The organism is Rhodococcus qingshengii JCM 15477 (genome assembly GCF_023221595.1).
GTDB lineage: Bacteria > Actinomycetota > Actinomycetes > Mycobacteriales > Mycobacteriaceae > Rhodococcus_F > Rhodococcus_F qingshengii.
Map to the genome: position 1 here is coordinate 783,330 of NZ_CP096563.1, position 18,432 is coordinate 801,761.

The following is an 18,432-nucleotide window of genomic DNA, read 5'->3' on the forward strand; positions in this document are numbered from 1 at the left end:
TCCAGTGCGTGAAAGCCTGGGCGTTGTATTCGAAAATCAGTCAATTTCAACAGCTCTCGTAGATGCGGACACACCCCTTCTTGGCTCGATCGACGAGTTCCGTCACCCCTGGGGTGCAGACGGGACTGTTCCCTCTCCGCAAGCGTCGGCGCGCGCACTCGCCTCCGCGGCCGAGGTCGCCACCGGTCGAGCCCTGCGCTCGAATCTGTGCCCCACCGTCGTCGGAGTGATGTGCGAGCGTGCGGACGTGCGCGAACATGTCTCGGATTCGTTGTCCTCCAGTCCTTTCGAGAACATCGAGTTGGTCAACGGTCTCGACGCACGGCTTGCCTACCTGCGGACGGTCGACGCTCTCATTGGTGTTTCGCCGATTCTCGCGTTCTGGCCGGACGGCAGTGAGACCGTGATCGCGGCCGTCGACCCGAGAGCAGGCGTCGTGGACTCGGCGCATCGTTACGACACGGCCGAGTTGCTTGCGGACAGCTCGACATTTGCTGCGACATTGGACCTCCTCGTCGCCGAACGAGACCCTGTGCCCAAGATGCTCGTCGCGATGCTCGTGAAGGAAGACTCTCGGCAGCCGTCCGCGGAAGCCGCTGAACTGGCAGGTCTCGGCTTCCTGTTTCTCGGCGAGCGGACCCAACTGGCGATAGGGGCTGCGCTGGTAGCGGCCGATCGCGGAAGCGAAGTTCGGTCCGGTGGCGGCATGGCTGTCCGGCCCGTCAACAGGGTCCGGTGGGCGGCGGCAATAGTACTGCCGCTTCTACTCATGTTGACGGGGTTGCTGATCGCGCTGTCCCCAGACGGGTCGCGCGCGGTGTCCACGGATAGCCCGAACATCGGCGCCGAGTCGGCGACCTCCACCAGCGGGCCCCCGCCCGGCGCTGCCCTACAGATTCCGACACTTGCGCCTTGCGATCCAGTGGTGCCTGCCGTTCCTGCAGTACTTCGGCGTTCTGATCCGGAAGTCGCACCGCTCCAGACCGACGAACCCACAGCCGAAGAATGCACCCCGCTGCGAGTCGGCTAAGCCGTACCCTCTCCGGCCAGCGCAAACAGGCCGTCGTCGGTCTGCTCGACCAGTCCGTCGACCAGCAGTGAATGCAACGCACGGTCACGCTGACCCGGATCGGCCGGCCAGACGATGTCGAGTTGCGCGCGCTCGACCGGACGGTGACTCTCGCGAAGAACGGCCATCAATTTTCCACGAACCTGGCGATCTGTGCCCGCGAACTTCTGCACCTTCTTGGGTGGTCCGGTGTGTGCCGGTTTGCCCGAAGCGACCCACGCGCAGTTCGGCAAAGGGCAGTTCTCGCAGTTCGGGTTCCGCGCCGTGCAGATCAGTGCACCGAGTTCCATGAGAGCTGCGCTGTAGGTGGCGGCGCGCGCACGCGTCCTCGGCAGCAGCGCCGCGACGTCGGCGAGGTCTCGCGTGTTGGACGGGTTCCCGGGTTCCGCATTGCCGTGGACGGCTCGCGCAACTACGCGTCGTACGTTGGTGTCCACCACAGGCACTCGCTGTCCGTAGGCGAAACACGCGACGGCGCGGGCGGTGTACGAACCGATTCCCGGTAGCGAGAGCAAGGTATCGACGTCTTCCGGGACCACGTCACCGTGCTCGGCAGCCAGGACGCCCGCGCATTCGTGTAACCGCAGCGCGCGTCGTGGATAACCGAGTTTGCCCCACGCGCGAAGCACCTCTGCCTGGCTCGACGCTGCCATCGCCGACGGCACCGGCCAGCGCTCGACCCACTCTTCCCAGATTGGCGCAACGCGCACCACCGGCGTCTGCTGGAGCATGATCTCGCTCATCAGGATCTGCCAGGCACTGACGCCCTCGCGTCGCCACGGCAGGTCGCGAGCCGTCTCGGAGTACCACTTCAGCAGCACCGAAGATTCCACTGCCACTGCTACCGACACACTCCTCGAACCTGCGCTCCCGGTCGACGAAGGAGACGTCGACTTGTGGGGGCCACTTTATCGGCAGTCGCCGACACGGCTGTCTTTGACGCCCGACCGCCGGGTCACAACAACTGCACGTTGCTCAGTTTCCACTCGCCGTCCTCGCGGACCAGAGAAAGTTGCATCCGGTTGCGGTCGATTCTCGGATCGGGGGAGTTGGTGTTCGTGATCGTCTGATCGAGGAACACGAGAACCTCGGCGTTGTCGCGATCACTGCTCGCCAGCCCGGCTGAAATGATCTGAGCGGACGAGGTCGCCTGATACTGCACGATCATATTCTGAAGGTTGGCTGCCACATGGGCGTACTGACCGGCGAATTCGCCGACAGAATTGTCACGGACCACGGAGAGATTCTGATCGAGGTTCTGGAAGTTGTACGTCGCAAGATCAGTGGCGAATTGCCGTCCGCTGTCCAGGGCGCTGATACGCGCGTTTTCGTCGACCGATTTCTGCCAGGTCGCGAATGCGCCCCATCCGAGCGCCGCGACCACGACCAGGGCGCCGGCAACGATCGCTACGGTCTGCTTGCGAAGCCGCTTGGGCTTGTCGACGATTGTGGGCGTCTGGGGTTCGGTTGTCTCGGTCATTGCGTTCCTTGTACTAGTAGTGCGGCAAACGAGTTGTCACCGAGAACGGTGTTCTGACCACCGTTGAGGCCCAGACGAATCGACGTTCCGTCACCGGCTGCGACCGTTCCGAGGGCAGGATCGTATTCAGCAACCCCGTCGATCGTTCCAGTTCCGGTGGGGACGTTCTGCGATCCGCGATTCTGAATCCGGCCCGACTGGTCCGCGCAGTGTTGGTTCTTGTCGAGCGTGGTCGGTGAGGTGTCCTGTACCGATCGCCGGGGCGTGTCGTAGATACAGACCGGGCCGAGTGCTGTGATCAGATCAAGCTGTGCCCGTCCGTCTTTGACGATACTTCCGAACTTCTCGAATCCTTTGGGCACCACCACCAACAAGGCATCGACGGCGGGCATCCGTGCAGTGACGATCTGAGTGGAGACGAGAGAATTGGCCAACAGCAGACTGAACGGCTCACGACTCTGTTCGATGAGAGGCAGTATCTGATTGTCGAGAACACTCGGGCTTCGATCGAGGAGTGTGCGCAGTTGCGGATCGGAGTTTCGTACCTGATCTGTCAATTGGCGAAGTGTGAGTGCAACTTCGGGAAGAGCGTCAACATTTTCCTCGTTCGCAGTGAACAGTGAGCGCGAGTTCTCGACGAGTGTGTTGACACGCGGTTGATCGGATTGGACAGTGCGCGCGAGCACGTCGAAGTTGTCGACGAGCGCCTGCAGATCCGGACCCAATCCGTTCAATCCCTCGCCGAGTTCGTGCGAGAGGGTTCGCAGGTCTGCCGGATCGACGGTGTCGGCAGCAGCGTTGAAATTCGCAATCACGGTTCCCAACGCGACCGGGATCGAAGTGCGCTCAGTCGGAACGACGGAACCTTCAACCAGATACGGGCCGCCGTCGGTCTGCGAGGACAACTGAACTTTCAATACCGGAACGGCGGTGTCCTGGCTGATGGCCACATGCGAATCGTTGGGGATCTGTTTGTCGGCGGCGATGCTCAACGTCATCACGACGAGGTCCTGGGCAGAGTCCACCTCCACCGACTCGACGTCGCCGACGGTGACTCCGCGATAGGCCACTTCCGAACCGGGAGCGATTCCGGCCGCGTTCTCCAATTCGACGATGACCGAGAAGGTTCCGGTGAACGGATCTCCGGCACCGACTTGCCGGAGTACGTACGTCGTGCTGACCACCGCGATGAGGAGAAAGGCGGCGATCTCGAAATAGACGGTTCGGTTCTTCATCGCGTTCCTCCTTGCAGGGGTGTCGTGATCGGCAGTTCCCGATCGGAGGCGGGCAGAGGTGGCAGTGGCGGTGCGGCGCCCGGGATTATCTCGTTGAGCACTCCGGTCACGGTGCCCTCGACATCGACGTCGAGGTCGATGTTCACGTAATCGCCTGGGCTGGCACGCTCGAGGAGCACTCTTGCGTTGTCCAGGTTGGCCATCGTCTCACCCAGTGTCGGGCCCATTGCCGAGAACTGGTCGAGGATGGGTGACAGTCGTCCGGTGATCTCGGAAATCTGGTCGGCCGACTGGTCGAGTACGGAATTGGTTGCGGTACTGAGCCGATCGGTTTCGTCGAGTAGATCGAGGAGCGGTTGTCGTTGGTCGGCGATCACGCCCAATGCGGGTGTGAGTGTGCGCAAGCCTTCGTCGATGGTGGCGCTCTCGTCTCCGATCAGAGCGCTGAGCCGGTTCAGTGAATCCAGTGCCGAATTGATCGATTCCTTTCGGTCGTCAAGTGTTCCGAGAAAAGTGTCAAGGCGTGCAAGCAGATCGCGGATCGTCTCCTCCCTGCCGTCGAGAATCTGATCAGCCTCACTGACGATGTTCTTGACCTGCGCCAACCCACTGCCGTTCAACAGAGTTCCGACGGCGCCGAGCAGTTGTGCGACATCGGGTCCGCGCACGGTCTCCGATCGCTCGATGGTGGAACCCGGTTCGAGAATGGGGCCCGCTGGATCGACCGGAACTTCGAGGTTGACGAACGCATCGCCGATCGGGGTCGACAGTTCGATCCGAGCGCGGGTGCCGACAGGTAGTTCGATGTCCGACGCGATTTCGGTATGTACCACGGCTGCAAAGGTTTGCGCGCTCATCGACATGACTCTGCCGACCACTGCCTGGCCGATCCGCACCTCACCGCCGACGGGAAGTAACGACGCGTCGACGAATTCCATGTTCAGCGGGTACGACTCTCCTGGCAGACCGCGTCCGAGGGGGAGGTGCTGGAAGTTGAGACTGCAGCCGGTCAATGGCGCCGCGATGACAAGTGCCACGACAACGCTCACTACGGACTTGTTCGACGCCATCAGTTGCCCCCACCGAGGATGCGTGCCAGGTCGGAGCTGCCTGCCGAAGGAAATTCGATGGGATTGACGATTCCCGGCCCTGTGCACAGCGGTATCGGCATCTTCTCGCACAGTTCTCGCGTCGTGTCGAACTGTGAGAGATCGGTGGCGACGTTCAATCGTGCTCTGGCTCGGCCTTCTTCGGTGACGAGGTTGGCGACGTTCTCGAATCCCGTTGGTGCCGTTTCGATGATCTCGCGCAGTTGATCCTGTTTGGTCGCGACTGCACCGGCCAACTGTGCGAGCGTACCCAGATCGGCGGTGACCGCCTCGCCGTGTTCGGCGAGTAGCGCTGAGACCTGTCCGAGCAACGTGGTCAGGGAATCGAGCGCCCCGCTGATGTCTTCTCGCTGGGCGCTGAACGTGCGGGCGGTGACTGTCACCGAGTTCGACAGGGAGTCGACCTTGGTCTGGTTGTCCGCGATCAACTGCACGAGGGTGTTCAGGTTCTTCACCAGTTCGGAGATGTCGGGACTTGCACCCGCCAGTACCGAACTGGCCTGTGAGATGGACCGAACGGCATCGTTGAATGCTTGCCCGTTGCCGTCCAACGCGTGGGCGCCTTCTCCGATGAGGTCACCGATCCCGCCGCCGTCGGCGCCAGGGCCGAGCGCCACCGTCAATTCGTTCACCGATGCGGTGAGTTGGTCCCACGTCAGCGGGGAGTGAGTGCGTTCGAGAGGGATCACCGCGCCGTCGGTGAGGAACTCACCGTCCTCGTAGCCGGGCCCGAGTTCGATCGTGCGGTCACTGATGACCGAGGGAGACAGGACCCAGGCCTGCGCGTCGGCGGGTATACGTGTTCCGGATGGCAGGCTCAGCGCCACTCGTACCCGGGACCCTTCCGGCGTGACGCTCTCGACCCTCCCGCTGGGAACTCCCAGAATCGTCACTGTGTTCCCGGTGAAGATAGCGTCGGTCGAGGTGAATTCGGCGGTGAGAGTGAGTCTGTGTTCGTCACGCGTGACGAACAGGACGGCACCGATCGCGCAGATCACAATCGCTGCCAGCACGGCGAGTTTCTTGACGGTCGTGGTCATCGACACCCCTGAACGAGCCCGACGACGCACAACCAGTTGTCCGGGATGAGGGTGGAGGGCGAGTTGAGGTCGAGCCAGTTGCCGTTACCGGTCGCGTTGGTGACGTAGCGGACGCTGGGGGCGAAGTTGTCGAGCAGTGTGGTCAGTGATTGTTCGTTTTCGGACAGAACTCCCGTCACCACGTGGATGTCTCCCATGACCGAGTCGATCAAAGCCTGGTTGTCGCCCAGGAACTGGGCAAGTGTGGTGCTCAACTGATTCAGGTCTTGTACAAGCGCATTCAGCACATCTCGCCGGTCGGCGATCGTGGACATCACCAGATCCGCATTCCCCAGAAGGGTTTCCAGAGTGTCCTTCTGCTCGATCAGTGTTGCGGTCGTCTGCTGCGCTCCGGTGAGAAGGGAACGGAGCGCAACGTCGTTGTCGTTGACTACTCCGGAGAGTGCGTCGATTCCCTCGAGTGAGCGGCGAATGAGTTCGGGATCGTCCGGTGAGTTGTCGGACACCACGGTCAGCATGTTTCGCAGTTGTTGCAGATCAAGGTTTTCCGACGTGGATTGTGCTCCTCGACCGAGATCGTCGAGAGTGAACGGAACGCTCGTGTTCTCGATGGGGATGGTCGAACCTGCGGGTAACGAGCGCGATCCGTTCGGAGTGACGTCGAGCGAGCGTCGGCCGAGCAGAGTCGAGATCTTGATGTCCGCACGGGAGTCTTCGCCGAGAGTGACGCCGTCGTCGAGTCGGAAGGTGACTTCAACCGAGTTGCCGCTGACCGCCAACGAGGTGACCACCCCGCTCGGGACTCCCGCGACGTTGACCGGATCGTCCTGCGTCAACCCGGTGGCGTTGGCAAAGACGGCGTGGTACTCGTTGGTCTTGACCTTCAAGATCAGTTGAGGGACAACGAGTGCGGCCAGAACCACACCGACTCCGACGAGGATGCAGATAATTCCGTTGCGGACCGGGTTCTTGACGGTGAGCCAGTTCATCGGCACACCGCCGAACGCTCGGGGCCGCCGAGGGTCACCGATTGGTCCAGCGCGCTGAGCCGGAAGTTGCAGATGTAGATGTTCGCCCAGCTTCCGTAGCTCATCGCGATCCCCAACTGGGTGAACAGTTGATCGAAAGCGGTGATACCGGTCGCCAGCGACTCACGATTGTCGACGACGACGCGAGCCGACTGATCGATCGAAGTCAGCGCGCCAGCCAAGTCCGGTTCCACGCGCGTCACCAAGTCCTGAAGTGAAGAAGTCAGGGCGCCTGCGGAATCCACTGCGGCCGAGATCTGTTGGCGGTCCTGTGCCAAACCGCCGACCAGTGTGTCGAGCGTGTTGATCATCTCGACGAAGTTGGGTCGATTCGTCGTGGTCACGGTAAGGACCCGGTCGAGGTTGTTCAGTAGTTGGTCCAAGATCGCGTCCCGGGACGTCAAGTTCTCGGTGACGGCAACAGTGCGCTCCAGCAGGCTTTCGATGGTGGAACCTTGTCCTTGGAATACCTGGACGACCTGTGCGGCAAGTTCGTTGACTTCTGCGGGGTCAAGTGCGTCGAACAGGGGACGGAATCCGCCGAGGATGTCGGTGAGGTCGATCGCCGGCTGAGTCTGTTCCACGGGAATTGTGGCCCCGGGGGAGAGGTAGTTGCCTGTTGCGCGTTCGGCCTGTCCGGGTTCGATCGAAATTGTTCGCGCTCCCAACAGGTCTGCGTACCTCACCACAGCGCGACCGTCGGACGGAATACGTTGTGCAGATTCGAGTTCGAAGCCGACGACGGCTTGGTTGTTCACCAACTCGACGCTGTCGACGCGCCCTACTCGCACCCCGGCGATCTGAACATCGCTGCCGGTGACCAGGCCGGAGGCATTGACGAAGACGGCCCGGTACTGCGAACTCGACCCGGAGACTGGGTTGATCAGGGTGCTCACCACAACCACGGTGGCGAGAATCGACAGTGCAGCAAACAGTCCGAACCTGATCAGAGATTTCTTCACGCTCATCCGCCCACCACCGTCGTGCCGCGAAATACCGGCCCCGCCACGAGAGTGTCCAAAGCTGTACCGCCCTGGGTGAGAGCCAAGATCAGGGACTGTTCGGCAGGGCTGCCGACCGGGCCGACGGTTCCGCCGAACGCGGTCGCGGCGGCAGGACAGTTGGGTCCGCGTGTTCCGTCGTACCGTGGGCAGTCGGTCTTTCCGTACGGATACAGATCTGTGACGGACAGCCGTAGATCGGTGCTGAGCCACGGACCATGCGCCAACGCGGGCGGGAGCTTGATCGTGAGATTGCGCAGGCCGTTGTAGAAGGTGGTGATGTGGTCCGGCCGCGAAGTGATTGCGCCGGTCAGGGAATCGGCGTCGTCGACCAAGGTGATCATGCGGTCGCGATTGTCACCGATCAGACTCGTGGCAGCAGCTCCCGTGCTGGTGCCGGCACGCAGAAGCCCCGCCAACCCGTCGGATTTCTCGACGACGGTCTTGGATGTGGTGATGGAGTTCTCGAATGCGGCGAGCATGTCCGGCGCACTCGTCGAGAGACTGTCGGCGAGGGTGGCTATGTCGTCGAGGTCGTCACCGAGTCCGTCGATGACGGGCTGCGCACCGACCAACGCTTGGTGGACTGAATCGAGCGATTCGCCGATCTGGTTTCCCTTGCCGCTCAACGCGTCCGAGACTGCCGTGAGTGCGACGTTGATGTCGGCGGGGTCGAGGGAAGAAACGAGCGAGTAGATCCGTGAGATCGATTGGTAGAGCTGGACCGCGACTTCGGACTGATCGGATACCAATTCGGTACCCGGCACGAGAGCAGGACCACGCGAGAGTCCGTCAGGTTGAATCAAGTCTACGAAGAAGTCACCGAAGATGTTGCGGGGCATCAGTCGCACCTGACTTGTCGACGGTATGTCCTCGAACGCTCCCTCGTCGATCGCGAGTGAGACAGTCGAAGCGGTGGTGCCCGGCTCGATCTCGGCCACAGCGCCGACGACGACGCCGCGGTACTGTACCGAGGATCCGACTCGCAGCGCACCGGCACTGGCGGGGACGACAGCACTGACCTGCGGTGTGGAACCGGTGGAGTCCGTACCTCTGCTGAACAAGAAGACGTAGGCGAGGATCAGGATGACCACGGCGAGTAAACCCCGCAGTGCCAGGGTGATTCGGCTGGAATTCGTGACGATCATCCGGTCAGCCCGGGTACGTGAGGTTTGAGTCCCCACAGCGCAATGGTCATCGCGACGTCGGTGAATGCAAGGAAGACGATGCTGGTGCGCAACGCTCGTCCGGCGGCTCGTCCGACGCCTTCGGGTCCACCCGTCGCGGTGTAACCGTAGTAGCAGTGCACGAGGGTCACGACGACCGCGAACACCATGACTTTTATCAAGGACAACCAGATGTCGTTGGGAGAGAGGAAAAGACTGAAGTAGTAGCCGTACGTTCCCTCCGACTGGCCTTTGACCCGGATCACCGCAAGCGCCGTTGCCATGTACGAAGCAAACAGGCCGACCAGGTACAGCGGGACCACCGCGATGAGCGCCGCGATCATTCGGGTGGTGACCAGGTACCGCAGCGAGGGAATCGCCATGACTTCGAGCGCGTCGATTTCCTCGGAGATCCGCATCGCTCCGAGCTGCGCGGTGAATCCGGTTCCGACCTTGGCTGCCAGGGTGATTGCGGCAACGAGTGGTGCCACCTCGCGAGTATTCGCGATGGCGGACATCACGCCGGACAGCGGTGCGAGGCCGACGAGGTTGAGTCCGCGGTAGCCCTCGAGTCCGATCTGGGAACCGGCGAAGAACGAGATCGCGAAGATCACGACGACGCTGCCGCCTCCGGCGAGCAGGGTGCCCGAACCGAATGCCACCTGGGCGACGAGACGGGCGACTTCACGCCAATAGCGCTTGAGGGTTGCGGGAATCGAGGTGATGACACGCGCGTGGAACGTGAACTGATCGCCGAGTCGACTCAGGCCGTCGACGGTCCGCGAACTGACCCGCTTGGCACGAATTGCGATGGGCAGGTGCATCAATAGGCACCTTTCACCGAGACGAACAGTGGGTAGAACTGAGTAATTGCGAGGTTGGCGACAAACACGAGGACAAACGAGAGCACGACGGTCTCGTTGACTGCGTCGCCGACGCCTTGAGCTCCGCGCTTGACGGTCAGGCCCTTGTAGCAGGCCACGATTCCCGAGATGAGAGCAAAGGCAACGGCTTTGATGCCGGAGACGACGAAGTCGCTGGGTTGACTGAATTGAACGAGATTGCGCAGGAAACTCTGTGCGTTGCCGTCGAGTATCAGGACGTGAACGAAGAGGCTTGCGCCCAAACCGATTACGAGAACTATCGAGTTCAGTAGGAGGCAGACGACGGCAATGGCGATCATCCGGGGTACGACCAGGCGTTCGAGCACGGGTAGACCGAGCACTTCGAGTGCATCGATTTCCTCGCGTATCGTTCGCGCTCCCAAATCTGCGCAGATTGCGGAACCGCCGACACCGGCGATGATCAGGGCGCACACCAGGGGGCCGGCCTGTCCGATGATGAGGAACGCGACGACGGCACCGCTGTACGCACCCGCGCCGATTTGATCTGCGAGCGCACCGATCTGCAGTGCTACCCCGACACCGAGGGGAATCATCACCAGAGCGGATGCGACCGAGGTGACGTTGGCGAGAAACCACATCTGGTCGAGCGCCTCACGCCAGGCGAGGCGCTTGTGTCGAAGAGATGTGAACGCCGCAACGCACACGCGAACGGTGAAGGTGAAGAGCAGTCCGATCTCGGAGAGCAGGTTCGAGAACATGTTCGTCTTGGCGGGGGAGACAGCAGTTGTTTCCCCGGTTGTTCCATTCCCGGTCGTCGTAGCTTCGGTGCTCACGCCATCCCCCTCTCCGGCCGAATCGTTCTGGTCGGGTTTCTTCGATCACACTCGGGAGCTCGAAGTGCTCCAGGTCACGTTCGGAGACGGTATCAGGAAACTGACTCTGAAGTAAGTTCCATTTCGGCCACTTCATCACCGGGCGCGAATGTCGACGCGGAACTTTCGTTTGCGTCCACGCAACCTTCCCGGCGAGAGCCCGAAATGCGGCGGGTGCACAATGAGTGAATGCCACGATCAAGCCCCATTTCCGCTTGGAAGTCCCTTCGCGAAGGCAACGAGCGATTTGTCAACGACGCGTCCATTCACCCCAGCCAGGGAATCGCGGACCGCGCGAAACTCGTCGATGGGCAGCACCCCACAGCGGTGCTGTTCGGTTGCGGTGATTCGCGCGTAGCCGCCGAGATCATCTTCGACCAGGGTCTCGGCGACATGTTCGTCGTGCGCACTGCAGGTCACGTGCTCGACGATTCGGTGCTCGGTTCCATCGAGTACGCGGTTCACGTGCTCAACGTGCCGCTCATCGTCGTCCTCGGGCACGACGGTTGCGGTGCCGTGAAGGCAACGCTCGACGCCCTGGACAAGGGCGCAGTTCCCGACGGATTCATCCGCAGTGTGGTCGAGCGTGTTGCTCCGTCCATCCTGATGGGCCGCAACGAGGGCTTGTCCACCGTGGACGAACTCGAAGGCCGTCACGTCGTGGAGACCGGCTCGCTGATCATGCAGAGGTCCCGGATCATCGCCGACAAGGTGGACAAGGGTGCGTGCGCGATCGTCGGCGTCACGTACACGTTGTCCGACGGTCACATGCGAGTTCAGGGCGCGGTCGGCGACATCGGCGAGAGCGTCGAGACCGTCGAGGGTTAGATCTTCCGGGGCAGTGGTACCTGGCAGCAGACAATGGGTACCGACACGCCGCCTCAGCTGACGGTTAGTGGACCCTGCGCCAACTACCGTTGAGTCCGTGTTGGAACCTAATGGACCACTGCCCCCCGAGATCTACTGGCGTCGCCGGGCGCTGGCCATTGGTGCCGCCGTCATTGCACTGGCGTTGATCATCTGGGCGGCGTCCGCCCTCTTCGGCGGTGGAAGTGATACCCCGGAGGCCGATTCGGCCGCTGCGAGTTCCTCGCTGACGACGGACGTCTCCTTCACCCCCAACCCTTCCGGTTCCAACGCGCCGGAGGGTGGCGGTGGCTCGGGTGGCGGCGCTGCCGGTGGATCAGGTGGCTCGGGCACGCAGGCTTCGGGATCGTCTTCGTCTTCTTCCTCTTCGTCGACCACCGGGGCTCCGGTCCCGGCCGGTCAGTGCGCCGACTCGTCGCTGGCAGTCAAGGCCACCGCAGACAAGGCGACCTTCGCTCCCGGCGAAGAGCCGTCGTTCACGATCGTCATCACCAACATCGGTTCGGCACCCTGTGATCGAGATCTGGCGGGCGGCCTTCAGCAGGTGCTCGTCTACAGCATCGACGGCAAGACCCGGTTGTGGTCCAACGTCGACTGCTACCCACAGCCCGCAGCCGACGTACGCAATCTCGCGCCCGGCGAGCAAGCTGCGTTCAAGGTCGCCTGGTCGGCCACGACGTCGACCCCCGAGTGCGCGACCGCGCAGAACCCCGAGCGCAATCCGGTGGGCGCAGGCGCTTACACGGTTGTCGGGCAGCTCGGTGCACTGCGAAGCTCCCCGGAGCCGTTCAACATCGCATGAGCGCGGGCAAGCCTGAACAGGCCCGCTAGTTGAAGGATCCGGTGATCGACGTTTCCGCGAGCCGGGAAAGTCCCTCACGGATGTGACGGGCCCACAGCCCGCCGATGCCCTCGACCGACTGCAGATCGGCAGCCGTAGCGGCCAGCAGCGACTGGAGAGTGCCGAAGGATCCGACCAACCGGTGGATCTGATGGAACTGCAATCGAGGTACACGCATCAGCACGCGATATCCGCGAGGAGTCATCGGAGTGTCGAGGGCTTCGATCGTGCCCGGATAACCGAGAACACGCGCAAGAGTCGTGAGATCGAGTAGATCGGCGTCGGTGACGCGATCGAGTGCGACGAGGACGTTGTCCATCGCCGCGGTGCCGATGGGTTCGGGACCGGCAAGATAGTCCCGAACGATGAGTTGACGTGCAATGTCGTTGTCGCCGACCAGTTCTTCGAGCTGCAGTGCCAACTGGCGACCGTCGGTGCCGAGTTCGAGGACATCCTGTTCGATTTCGATCGACACGCGGCGAACCATTTCGAGGCGCTGTACGACGGTCAACGCGTCGCGCAGAGTCACGAAATCCTCGATCTCGACGACCGACAGTTGCCGTGTCACTTCGTCGAGTCGCGCTTTGTATCGTTCGAGCGTCGCGACGGCCTGGTTGGCGCGCGAAAGTATGGTGGCCGAGCCGTCGATGACGTGCCGAATGCCGCCGACGTACACACTGACGATCGACATCGACTGACTGACCGAGACCACGGGATAGCCGGTCTGAATTGCCGTGCGCTCGGCAGCGCGGTGCCTCGTGCCGGATTCGACGGTGGGAATCTTGTGATCGGGAACCAGCTGGACGTTGGCACGCACGATGCGTGTGCCGTCCGTCGAGAGGACAACCGCGCCGTCCATCTTCGACAGCTCGCGCAATCGGGTCGGTGCGAACTCCACGTCGAGGTTGAATCCGCCGTCACACAGCGCTTCCATTTCCTCGTCGTATCCGAGGACGATCAGCGCGCCGGTACGGCCGCGCAGAATTCGTTCGAGCCCGTCTCGCAAAGCGGTACCCGGCGCCAACCTGGCGATGGTCTCTCGCAATGCCGACGACGACTGTGTGTCCGCCATCGCACTGATCATTGAGAAACTCCCTGCTGAGGTCGATGTCACTTCGGTCGGGTCCGATGCCTGCGCCGGACGGATCCCCGTTTAGATTACCTATCCATGAGTAGTACCTGGACCCTGCCTGATGACCTGACTGTCCCGGAGCCGGTCGAATTCTTTCCGGCCGCCGGCGAGAAGCTGCCTCAGCACTGGTCGAAATGCTTCGGCTGCGGCGACGACCAGCCTGCGGGAATGGCGATGAGTTTCAGGGCTGGTAACGGACTGGAAGTGACCGGTCGTCTGGAGGTCGCCAAGAAGTATCAGGGCGGTCCAGGTGTCATTCACGGCGGCATTCTGTCGACGGCATTCGACGAGGCTCAAGGTATGGCATGTATGGCTCTCGGCTCGCCGGTGGTGACCGGGCACCTCGAGATCGACTTCGCCCGGCCGATCCCGTTGGGATCGGTGCTCGAATTCCGGGCTCGCATCGACGGTGTTGTACGCCGCAAGGTCTACACCAGTGCAGAAGCGGTGATCGTCGAAGGTCCGACAGCGGATCCGGACACGGTGGTGGGAACCTCCCGCGGACTGTTTCTGACCATCACCTCGGAACACTTCGCCAAGACCAAGGAGTTCGTGGACGGCGAACCGACGTCCCCGTTCGGCACCTCGTCGGTCTGACGAGGTAGTCGGCCGAACGACGATCACTTCACCGGCGTGAGCTTGGGGCGAGACGGGGCTTGTTTGCCGCCCATCAATCCGGCGTAGGCCAGTGCCTCGGCCAGATTCGCCACTTCGTTGACGCGCATGCCGGGAATGTTCGGGCCGGAATCGACCGGCACGATGGCGCTGGTGAATCCCAGTCGGGCAGCTTCGATCAGCCGTCGGTTCACCCCGGCAACCCGTCGAACCTCCCCGGCGAGTCCGACCTCGCCGAGGATGACGAGCCCCTTGGGGACGGGTTTGGCTTTCACGGCGGAAGCGACCGCAATGGCGAGAGCCAGATCGGCACCCGGCTCGGTCATCCGCATACCGCCGACGGTCGCGGCGTAGACGTCGGCCTTCGAGATCGACACTCCGACGCGGCGTTCCAACACGGCCAGAACCATGGCCACACGGGCGGTGTCGAGCCCGCTGACGGCTCGGCGAGGTGTCGGTAGCGGCGTGGCGGCGACGAGCGCCTGAACTTCACCGAGTAGAGGTCGCTTACCGTCCATCATCACGGTGACGGCAGTGCCTTCCACAGCTTCTTCACGGTGATGCAGGAACAGGCCGGACGGATCGCTGATCTCGTTGATGCCCTGCTCGCTCAGCTCGAAGCATCCGACCTCGTCGGCCGCACCGAATCTGTTCTTCACGCCGCGGACCATGCGCAGGGTGGAGTGCTTGTCACCTTCGAAGTGCAGAACCACGTCCACGAGATGCTCGAGCGAGCGCGGACCGGCGACGGCGCCGTCCTTGGTGACGTGGCCGATCAGAAGCACCGGGATTCCACTGGCCTTGGCCAGGGAGGTCAGGGCGCTGGTGACGGCCTTGACCTGAGTCACGCCGCCGACGACCCCGTCGACGTCGGCAGCAAGCATGGTCTGCACCGAGTCGACGATGACCAGTGTCGGTTTGACCTGCTCGATGTGGCCGAGGATGGTCGCGAGATCGGATTCGGCCGCCAGATACATCCGTTCGTGGACAGAGTTGGTGCGATCTGCCCGAAGCCGAACCTGACCGGCAGACTCCTCGCCCGTGACGTACAACGCTCGATCATCCGCGCTGCGCATCGCCCAGCGGTAGACGACCTCGAGAAGTAGCGTCGATTTTCCGACGCCGGGTTCTCCGGCGAGCAGCACCACCGAACCCGGTACGACGCCACCGCCGAGGACGCGGTCCAACTCACCGATCCCCGTGGGTTTGGCCTGCGTCGAGGTGCTGTCGATCTGTGTCAGCGGCGTGGCCGGCGTCGTAGGCAGCACGGCGCTTGATCCTGCTTTGGCGAGTGAGGCGCCGGCGCGACTGGCGACGGGTGCCACTACGGCGACCTCGGTCATCGAGCCCCACGAATCGCAGTCCGGACATCTACCGACCCACTTGGGCACTACCGACTGGCATTCGGAGCAGCGGTAGTTCGATTTCACTTTGGCCACCGGGACAGACTAGAGGCGGGGTCCGACATGGACCCCGCCTCTATTGTGATTCTGAAGTTGTTCTGCGAGGCGCATTGTGCGCCTTGGTGATTCGAGGCTCAGTGCCCAGCTTCTGCAACGTCGGGTGACTTGTCCGACTCGTTGCGCTCGAGCTGCGGGCCTGCGTCGACAGGTACGTCGACGGTGACCGATCCGGCCTTCTCGAACTTGAAGGTGATCGGGACGGTCAAGCCGGGGCGAACGCCTGCCTTGATGTCCTGCAGAACGACGAGAGAGAGCGCAGCGGGTGCGTCGTCGTTCTCTTCGTTGTTCTTGATCTGGGTCTCGGCCTCGGTCGCGGCGCCTTCGCCTGCGGGCAACTGACCGGCCTGCAGCGACGTCTGCGGCTTGATCGTCAAGCCACCTACCTCTTCACCTGCGATGACGCGTGCTGCGTAATCGGTGGTGATGCTGACGAGCTTGTCCGTGGTCTCGGCGCTGTCGTTCACGACGGTGAACGCGAGCACGGCGTTGCCGCCCGGCTCGATGCTGTACTCCTCGGACGAGGGGTAAGCGATGTGCACGTTGCGCAGTGCGATCTCACCGAGGTCGGCGCTGTTGCCGTTCACGGCGGCCTGCTGGACGGCGGTCTGGCTCACCTGTCCGGAACCGCAAGCGGACAGCGCGATGGCTGCGCCTGCAGCCAGTGCAATGGCGGTAGCGACTCGACGAGTCGGCTTACGGATAGCAGTCACGATTTGTCCTCCACGGCGTCAGGTTCGCACTCCACTAGGCAGAGTAGTAGATAAGGTCCCGCGGGCTGGCCGTCGGGTCGCCACAACGGTTGTCTGCGTGGGCTTTCAGTCCGTTACGCAGGGGTGCTCCAGACCAGTTGAATGCACGTACAACAAGCCCTGTCAACCCCTACGCTCGAGCAAGGATGCCCCTGACCTGCACAGTTGATGAGTGGTCGGTTCTTTCACGTGTTAAACTAGTGGAATCGAAAGGGGCACGGGACACATGATTTTCAAGGTCGGAGACACCGTCGTATACCCCCATCACGGTGCGGCGCTGATCGAAGCTATCGAAACCCGCACCATCAAGGGTGAGCAGAAGGAGTACCTGGTTCTGAAGGTCGCTCAAGGCGATCTCACAGTACGGGTTCCTGCAGACAACGCAGAGTACGTCGGAGTTCGTGACGTGGTCGGCCAAGAAGGCCTCGACAAGGTTTTCCAGGTTCTGCGAGCACCGCACACCGAAGAGCCCACCAACTGGTCTCGTCGATACAAGGCAAATCTCGAGAAGCTTGCCTCAGGTGACGTGAACAAGGTTGCAGAAGTTGTTCGTGACCTGTGGCGTCGTGAGCAGGACCGCGGACTTTCCGCTGGTGAGAAGCGCATGCTCGCCAAGGCTCGTCAGATTCTCGTCGGAGAGCTCGCGCTCGCCGAGGGCACTGACACCGAGAAGGCAGAGACCATTCTCGACGAGGTCCTCGCGGCCGCGTCCTGACTGCAACACAACAAAGCTGACAGTGGCAGTAGTAGCCCTGGTACCTGCCGCAGGTCGGGGAGTGCGATTGGGCGAGAAGTTGCCCAAGGCATTTGTCGAACTCGGTGGGTGCACCATGCTTGCACGCGCGGTCGATGGACTCCGGAAATCCGGAGCGATCGACCGCGTTGTTGTCATTGTGCCGCCTGAACTGGTCGAATCCGTCGTAGCCGACCTCGGTCGTGCAGCGGACGTCGACGTCGTCGGTGGTGGTGCCGAAAGAACCGATTCGGTTCGAGCCGGCCTCAGTGCTGCCGGCGACGCAGATTTTGTGCTCGTGCACGATGCCGCACGGGCATTGACACCGCCGGCGTTGATCGCGCGCGTCGTCGACACTCTCCGAGCCGGCAGCTCCGCTGTTATCCCGGTACTTCCGGTTACCGACACGATCAAGTCGGTCGACGTACTCGGCGCAGTCACCGGTACGCCTCTGCGTTCGGAGTTGCGTGCGGTTCAAACTCCCCAAGGATTCTCCACCGACGTCCTGCGCAGTGCGTACGACGCCGGTGACGTCGCCGCGACCGACGACGCCGCTCTGGTCGAGCGTCTCGGTGTTTCGGTGCAGACGATTCCCGGCGACGCTCTCGCCTTCAAGATCACCACTCCGCTCGACCTGGTCCTTGCACGGGCGCTCCTGAGCTCGGAGACAGCGTTGAGTGCGGATTCACAGGACGGAAATTAGATGCGCGTCGGTCTCGGCACGGATGTTCATCCCATCGAGGTCGGTCGTCCTTGCTGGATGGCCGGGTTGCTGTTCGAGGAAGCAGACGGGTGCTCGGGCCATTCGGACGGCGACGTCGCCGTCCACGCGCTGTGTGACGCGTTGCTCTCTGCGGCGGGCCTCGGTGACCTCGGTTCGGTTTTCGGCACCGGCAGGCCCGAATGGGACGGCGTGAGCGGCGCTCGAATGCTTGCCGAGGTTCGTCGACTGCTCGAAGTGAACCAGTTCACCGTCGGCAACGCCGCGGTGCAGGTCATCGGCAACCGTCCGAAGATCGGGCCGCGTCGCGACGAGGCGCAGAAGGTGCTTTCCGAGATACTGGGCGCGCCTGTTTCTGTGTCCGCGACCACCACGGACGGCCTCGGCTTGACCGGTCGAGGCGAGGGGATCGCCGCCATGGCCACCGCGTTGGTCATGACAACCGAACACGACAGGTAAGATCGCT

At 62.5% G+C, this 18,432-nt stretch carries 20 protein-coding genes; 7 read left to right on the forward strand and 13 right to left on the reverse strand.

What is annotated here, in order from left to right:
• The first annotated feature begins 4 nt into the window (after positions 1–4).
• Positions 5–1,030 carry a hypothetical protein gene (locus tag M0639_RS03560; RefSeq protein WP_230691625.1) on the forward strand — a complete coding sequence of 342 codons (1,026 nt, stop codon included), beginning with the start codon at positions 5–7 and terminating at the stop codon, positions 1,028–1,030.
• Here M0639_RS03560 and M0639_RS03565 read toward each other — a convergent pair.
• The 10 genes from M0639_RS03565 to M0639_RS03610 form a co-directional block, all read right to left on the reverse strand.
• Positions 1,027–1,908: an HhH-GPD family protein gene (locus tag M0639_RS03565; RefSeq protein WP_007726916.1), complete on the reverse strand. Its 882-nt coding sequence runs from the start codon at positions 1,906–1,908 to the stop codon at positions 1,027–1,029. The two genes, M0639_RS03560 and M0639_RS03565, sit on opposite strands and share 4 nt — an antisense overlap.
• Positions 1,909–2,024: 116 nt before the next feature.
• Positions 2,025–2,549, reverse strand: coding sequence for a hypothetical protein (locus tag M0639_RS03570; RefSeq protein ID WP_064075125.1), 525 nt, complete (start codon positions 2,547–2,549; stop codon positions 2,025–2,027).
• Positions 2,546–3,784: an MlaD family protein gene (locus tag M0639_RS03575; RefSeq protein ID WP_042923604.1), complete on the reverse strand. Its 1,239-nt coding sequence runs from the start codon at positions 3,782–3,784 to the stop codon at positions 2,546–2,548. Before M0639_RS03575 ends, M0639_RS03570 begins: the two co-directional genes overlap by 4 nt.
• A complete protein-coding gene (locus M0639_RS03580; RefSeq protein ID WP_058227253.1) occupies positions 3,781–4,854 on the reverse strand; it encodes an MCE family protein in 1,074 nt (357 codons plus the stop codon). Before M0639_RS03580 ends, M0639_RS03575 begins: the two co-directional genes overlap by 4 nt.
• Positions 4,854–5,933, reverse strand: a complete 1,080-nt coding sequence (locus M0639_RS03585; RefSeq protein ID WP_037132219.1) for an MCE family protein — start codon at positions 5,931–5,933, stop codon at positions 4,854–4,856. The genes M0639_RS03580 and M0639_RS03585 overlap by 1 nt, the downstream gene beginning before the upstream one ends.
• Complete coding sequence (locus tag M0639_RS03590) at positions 5,930–6,922, reverse strand: MCE family protein (protein ID WP_063892124.1); 993 nt, start codon at positions 6,920–6,922, stop codon at positions 5,930–5,932. The genes M0639_RS03585 and M0639_RS03590 overlap by 4 nt, the downstream gene beginning before the upstream one ends.
• Entirely contained in the window at positions 6,919–7,929 is a 1,011-nt protein-coding gene (locus M0639_RS03595; protein WP_064075126.1) for an MCE family protein, read from the reverse strand. Before M0639_RS03595 ends, M0639_RS03590 begins: the two co-directional genes overlap by 4 nt.
• On the reverse strand, positions 7,926–9,146 hold the full coding sequence (locus M0639_RS03600; protein WP_231915116.1) for an MCE family protein: 1,221 nt from the start codon (positions 9,144–9,146) through the stop codon (positions 7,926–7,928). The genes M0639_RS03595 and M0639_RS03600 overlap by 4 nt, the downstream gene beginning before the upstream one ends.
• On the reverse strand, positions 9,107–9,952 hold the full coding sequence (locus M0639_RS03605) for an MlaE family ABC transporter permease (protein ID WP_003945610.1): 846 nt from the start codon (positions 9,950–9,952) through the stop codon (positions 9,107–9,109). Before M0639_RS03605 ends, M0639_RS03600 begins: the two co-directional genes overlap by 40 nt.
• Entirely contained in the window at positions 9,952–10,806 is an 855-nt protein-coding gene (locus M0639_RS03610) for an MlaE family ABC transporter permease (protein ID WP_231915117.1), read from the reverse strand. Before M0639_RS03610 ends, M0639_RS03605 begins: the two co-directional genes overlap by 1 nt.
• A gap of 228 nt (positions 10,807–11,034) precedes the next feature.
• On the opposite strand from M0639_RS03610, the gene M0639_RS03615 reads away from it, so the two are divergent.
• Together M0639_RS03615 and M0639_RS03620 are read left to right on the forward strand one after the other, a co-directional pair.
• Positions 11,035–11,673, forward strand: a complete 639-nt coding sequence (locus M0639_RS03615) for a carbonic anhydrase (protein WP_007726896.1) — start codon at positions 11,035–11,037, stop codon at positions 11,671–11,673.
• Positions 11,674–11,770: 97 nt separating this feature from the next.
• Positions 11,771–12,514 (forward strand): DUF4232 domain-containing protein, encoded by a 744-nt coding sequence (locus M0639_RS03620; RefSeq protein ID WP_003945615.1) that lies wholly within the window; start codon positions 11,771–11,773, stop codon positions 12,512–12,514.
• Positions 12,515–12,539: 25 nt separating this feature from the next.
• Here M0639_RS03620 and disA read toward each other — a convergent pair whose 3' ends face one another.
• On the reverse strand, positions 12,540–13,625 hold the full coding sequence (gene disA, locus M0639_RS03625) for a DNA integrity scanning diadenylate cyclase DisA (RefSeq protein WP_024487741.1): 1,086 nt from the start codon (positions 13,623–13,625) through the stop codon (positions 12,540–12,542).
• A gap of 96 nt (positions 13,626–13,721) precedes the next feature.
• Between disA and M0639_RS03630 the strand changes: the two genes are divergently transcribed.
• On the forward strand, positions 13,722–14,282 hold the full coding sequence (locus M0639_RS03630) for a PaaI family thioesterase (RefSeq protein ID WP_003945494.1): 561 nt from the start codon (positions 13,722–13,724) through the stop codon (positions 14,280–14,282).
• Between the two features lie 23 nt (positions 14,283–14,305).
• Here M0639_RS03630 and radA read toward each other — a convergent pair whose 3' ends face one another.
• Positions 14,306–15,739 carry a DNA repair protein RadA gene (gene radA, locus M0639_RS03635; RefSeq protein WP_003945739.1) on the reverse strand — a complete coding sequence of 478 codons (1,434 nt, stop codon included), beginning with the start codon at positions 15,737–15,739 and terminating at the stop codon, positions 14,306–14,308.
• Positions 15,740–15,837: 98 nt separating this feature from the next.
• Positions 15,838–16,473 (reverse strand): copper chaperone PCu(A)C domain-containing protein, encoded by a 636-nt coding sequence (locus tag M0639_RS03640; protein ID WP_007726888.1) that lies wholly within the window; start codon positions 16,471–16,473, stop codon positions 15,838–15,840.
• A 265-nt stretch (positions 16,474–16,738) separates the two neighbouring features.
• On the opposite strand from M0639_RS03640, the gene carD reads away from it, so the two are divergent.
• The 3 genes from carD to ispF are packed head-to-tail and all read left to right on the forward strand — an operon-like array spanning position 16,739 to position 18,425.
• A complete protein-coding gene (gene carD, locus M0639_RS03645) occupies positions 16,739–17,227 on the forward strand; it encodes an RNA polymerase-binding transcription factor CarD (protein ID WP_003945666.1) in 489 nt (162 codons plus the stop codon).
• Positions 17,228–17,249: 22 nt separating this feature from the next.
• Positions 17,250–17,948: a 2-C-methyl-D-erythritol 4-phosphate cytidylyltransferase gene (ispD, locus tag M0639_RS03650; RefSeq protein ID WP_003945606.1), complete on the forward strand. Its 699-nt coding sequence runs from the start codon at positions 17,250–17,252 to the stop codon at positions 17,946–17,948.
• Entirely contained in the window at positions 17,949–18,425 is a 477-nt protein-coding gene (gene ispF, locus M0639_RS03655) for a 2-C-methyl-D-erythritol 2,4-cyclodiphosphate synthase (protein WP_064075129.1), read from the forward strand.
• Positions 18,426–18,432: the final 7 nt, after the last annotated feature.

Bases quoted from the DNA above. Each gene is read 5' to 3' on its own strand.
- ispF (WP_064075129.1), top strand. From the start codon at position 17,949: ATGCGCGTCGGTCTCGGCACGGATGTTCATCCCATCGAGGTCGGTCGT.
- disA (WP_024487741.1), bottom strand. From the start codon at position 13,625: ATGGCGGACACACAGTCGTCGTCGGCATTGCGAGAGACCATCGCCAGG.
- M0639_RS03615 (WP_007726896.1), top strand. From the start codon at position 11,035: ATGCCACGATCAAGCCCCATTTCCGCTTGGAAGTCCCTTCGCGAAGGC.
- M0639_RS03630 (WP_003945494.1), top strand. From the start codon at position 13,722: ATGAGTAGTACCTGGACCCTGCCTGATGACCTGACTGTCCCGGAGCCG.
- M0639_RS03585 (WP_037132219.1), bottom strand. From the start codon at position 5,933: ATGACCACGACCGTCAAGAAACTCGCCGTGCTGGCAGCGATTGTGATC.
- M0639_RS03595 (WP_064075126.1), bottom strand. From the start codon at position 7,929: ATGAGCGTGAAGAAATCTCTGATCAGGTTCGGACTGTTTGCTGCACTG.
- carD (WP_003945666.1), top strand. From the start codon at position 16,739: ATGATTTTCAAGGTCGGAGACACCGTCGTATACCCCCATCACGGTGCG.
- M0639_RS03570 (WP_064075125.1), bottom strand. From the start codon at position 2,549: ATGACCGAGACAACCGAACCCCAGACGCCCACAATCGTCGACAAGCCC.
- M0639_RS03605 (WP_003945610.1), bottom strand. From the start codon at position 9,952: ATGCACCTGCCCATCGCAATTCGTGCCAAGCGGGTCAGTTCGCGGACC.
- M0639_RS03590 (WP_063892124.1), bottom strand. From the start codon at position 6,922: ATGAACTGGCTCACCGTCAAGAACCCGGTCCGCAACGGAATTATCTGC.
- M0639_RS03575 (WP_042923604.1), bottom strand. From the start codon at position 3,784: ATGAAGAACCGAACCGTCTATTTCGAGATCGCCGCCTTTCTCCTCATC.
- M0639_RS03580 (WP_058227253.1), bottom strand. From the start codon at position 4,854: ATGGCGTCGAACAAGTCCGTAGTGAGCGTTGTCGTGGCACTTGTCATC.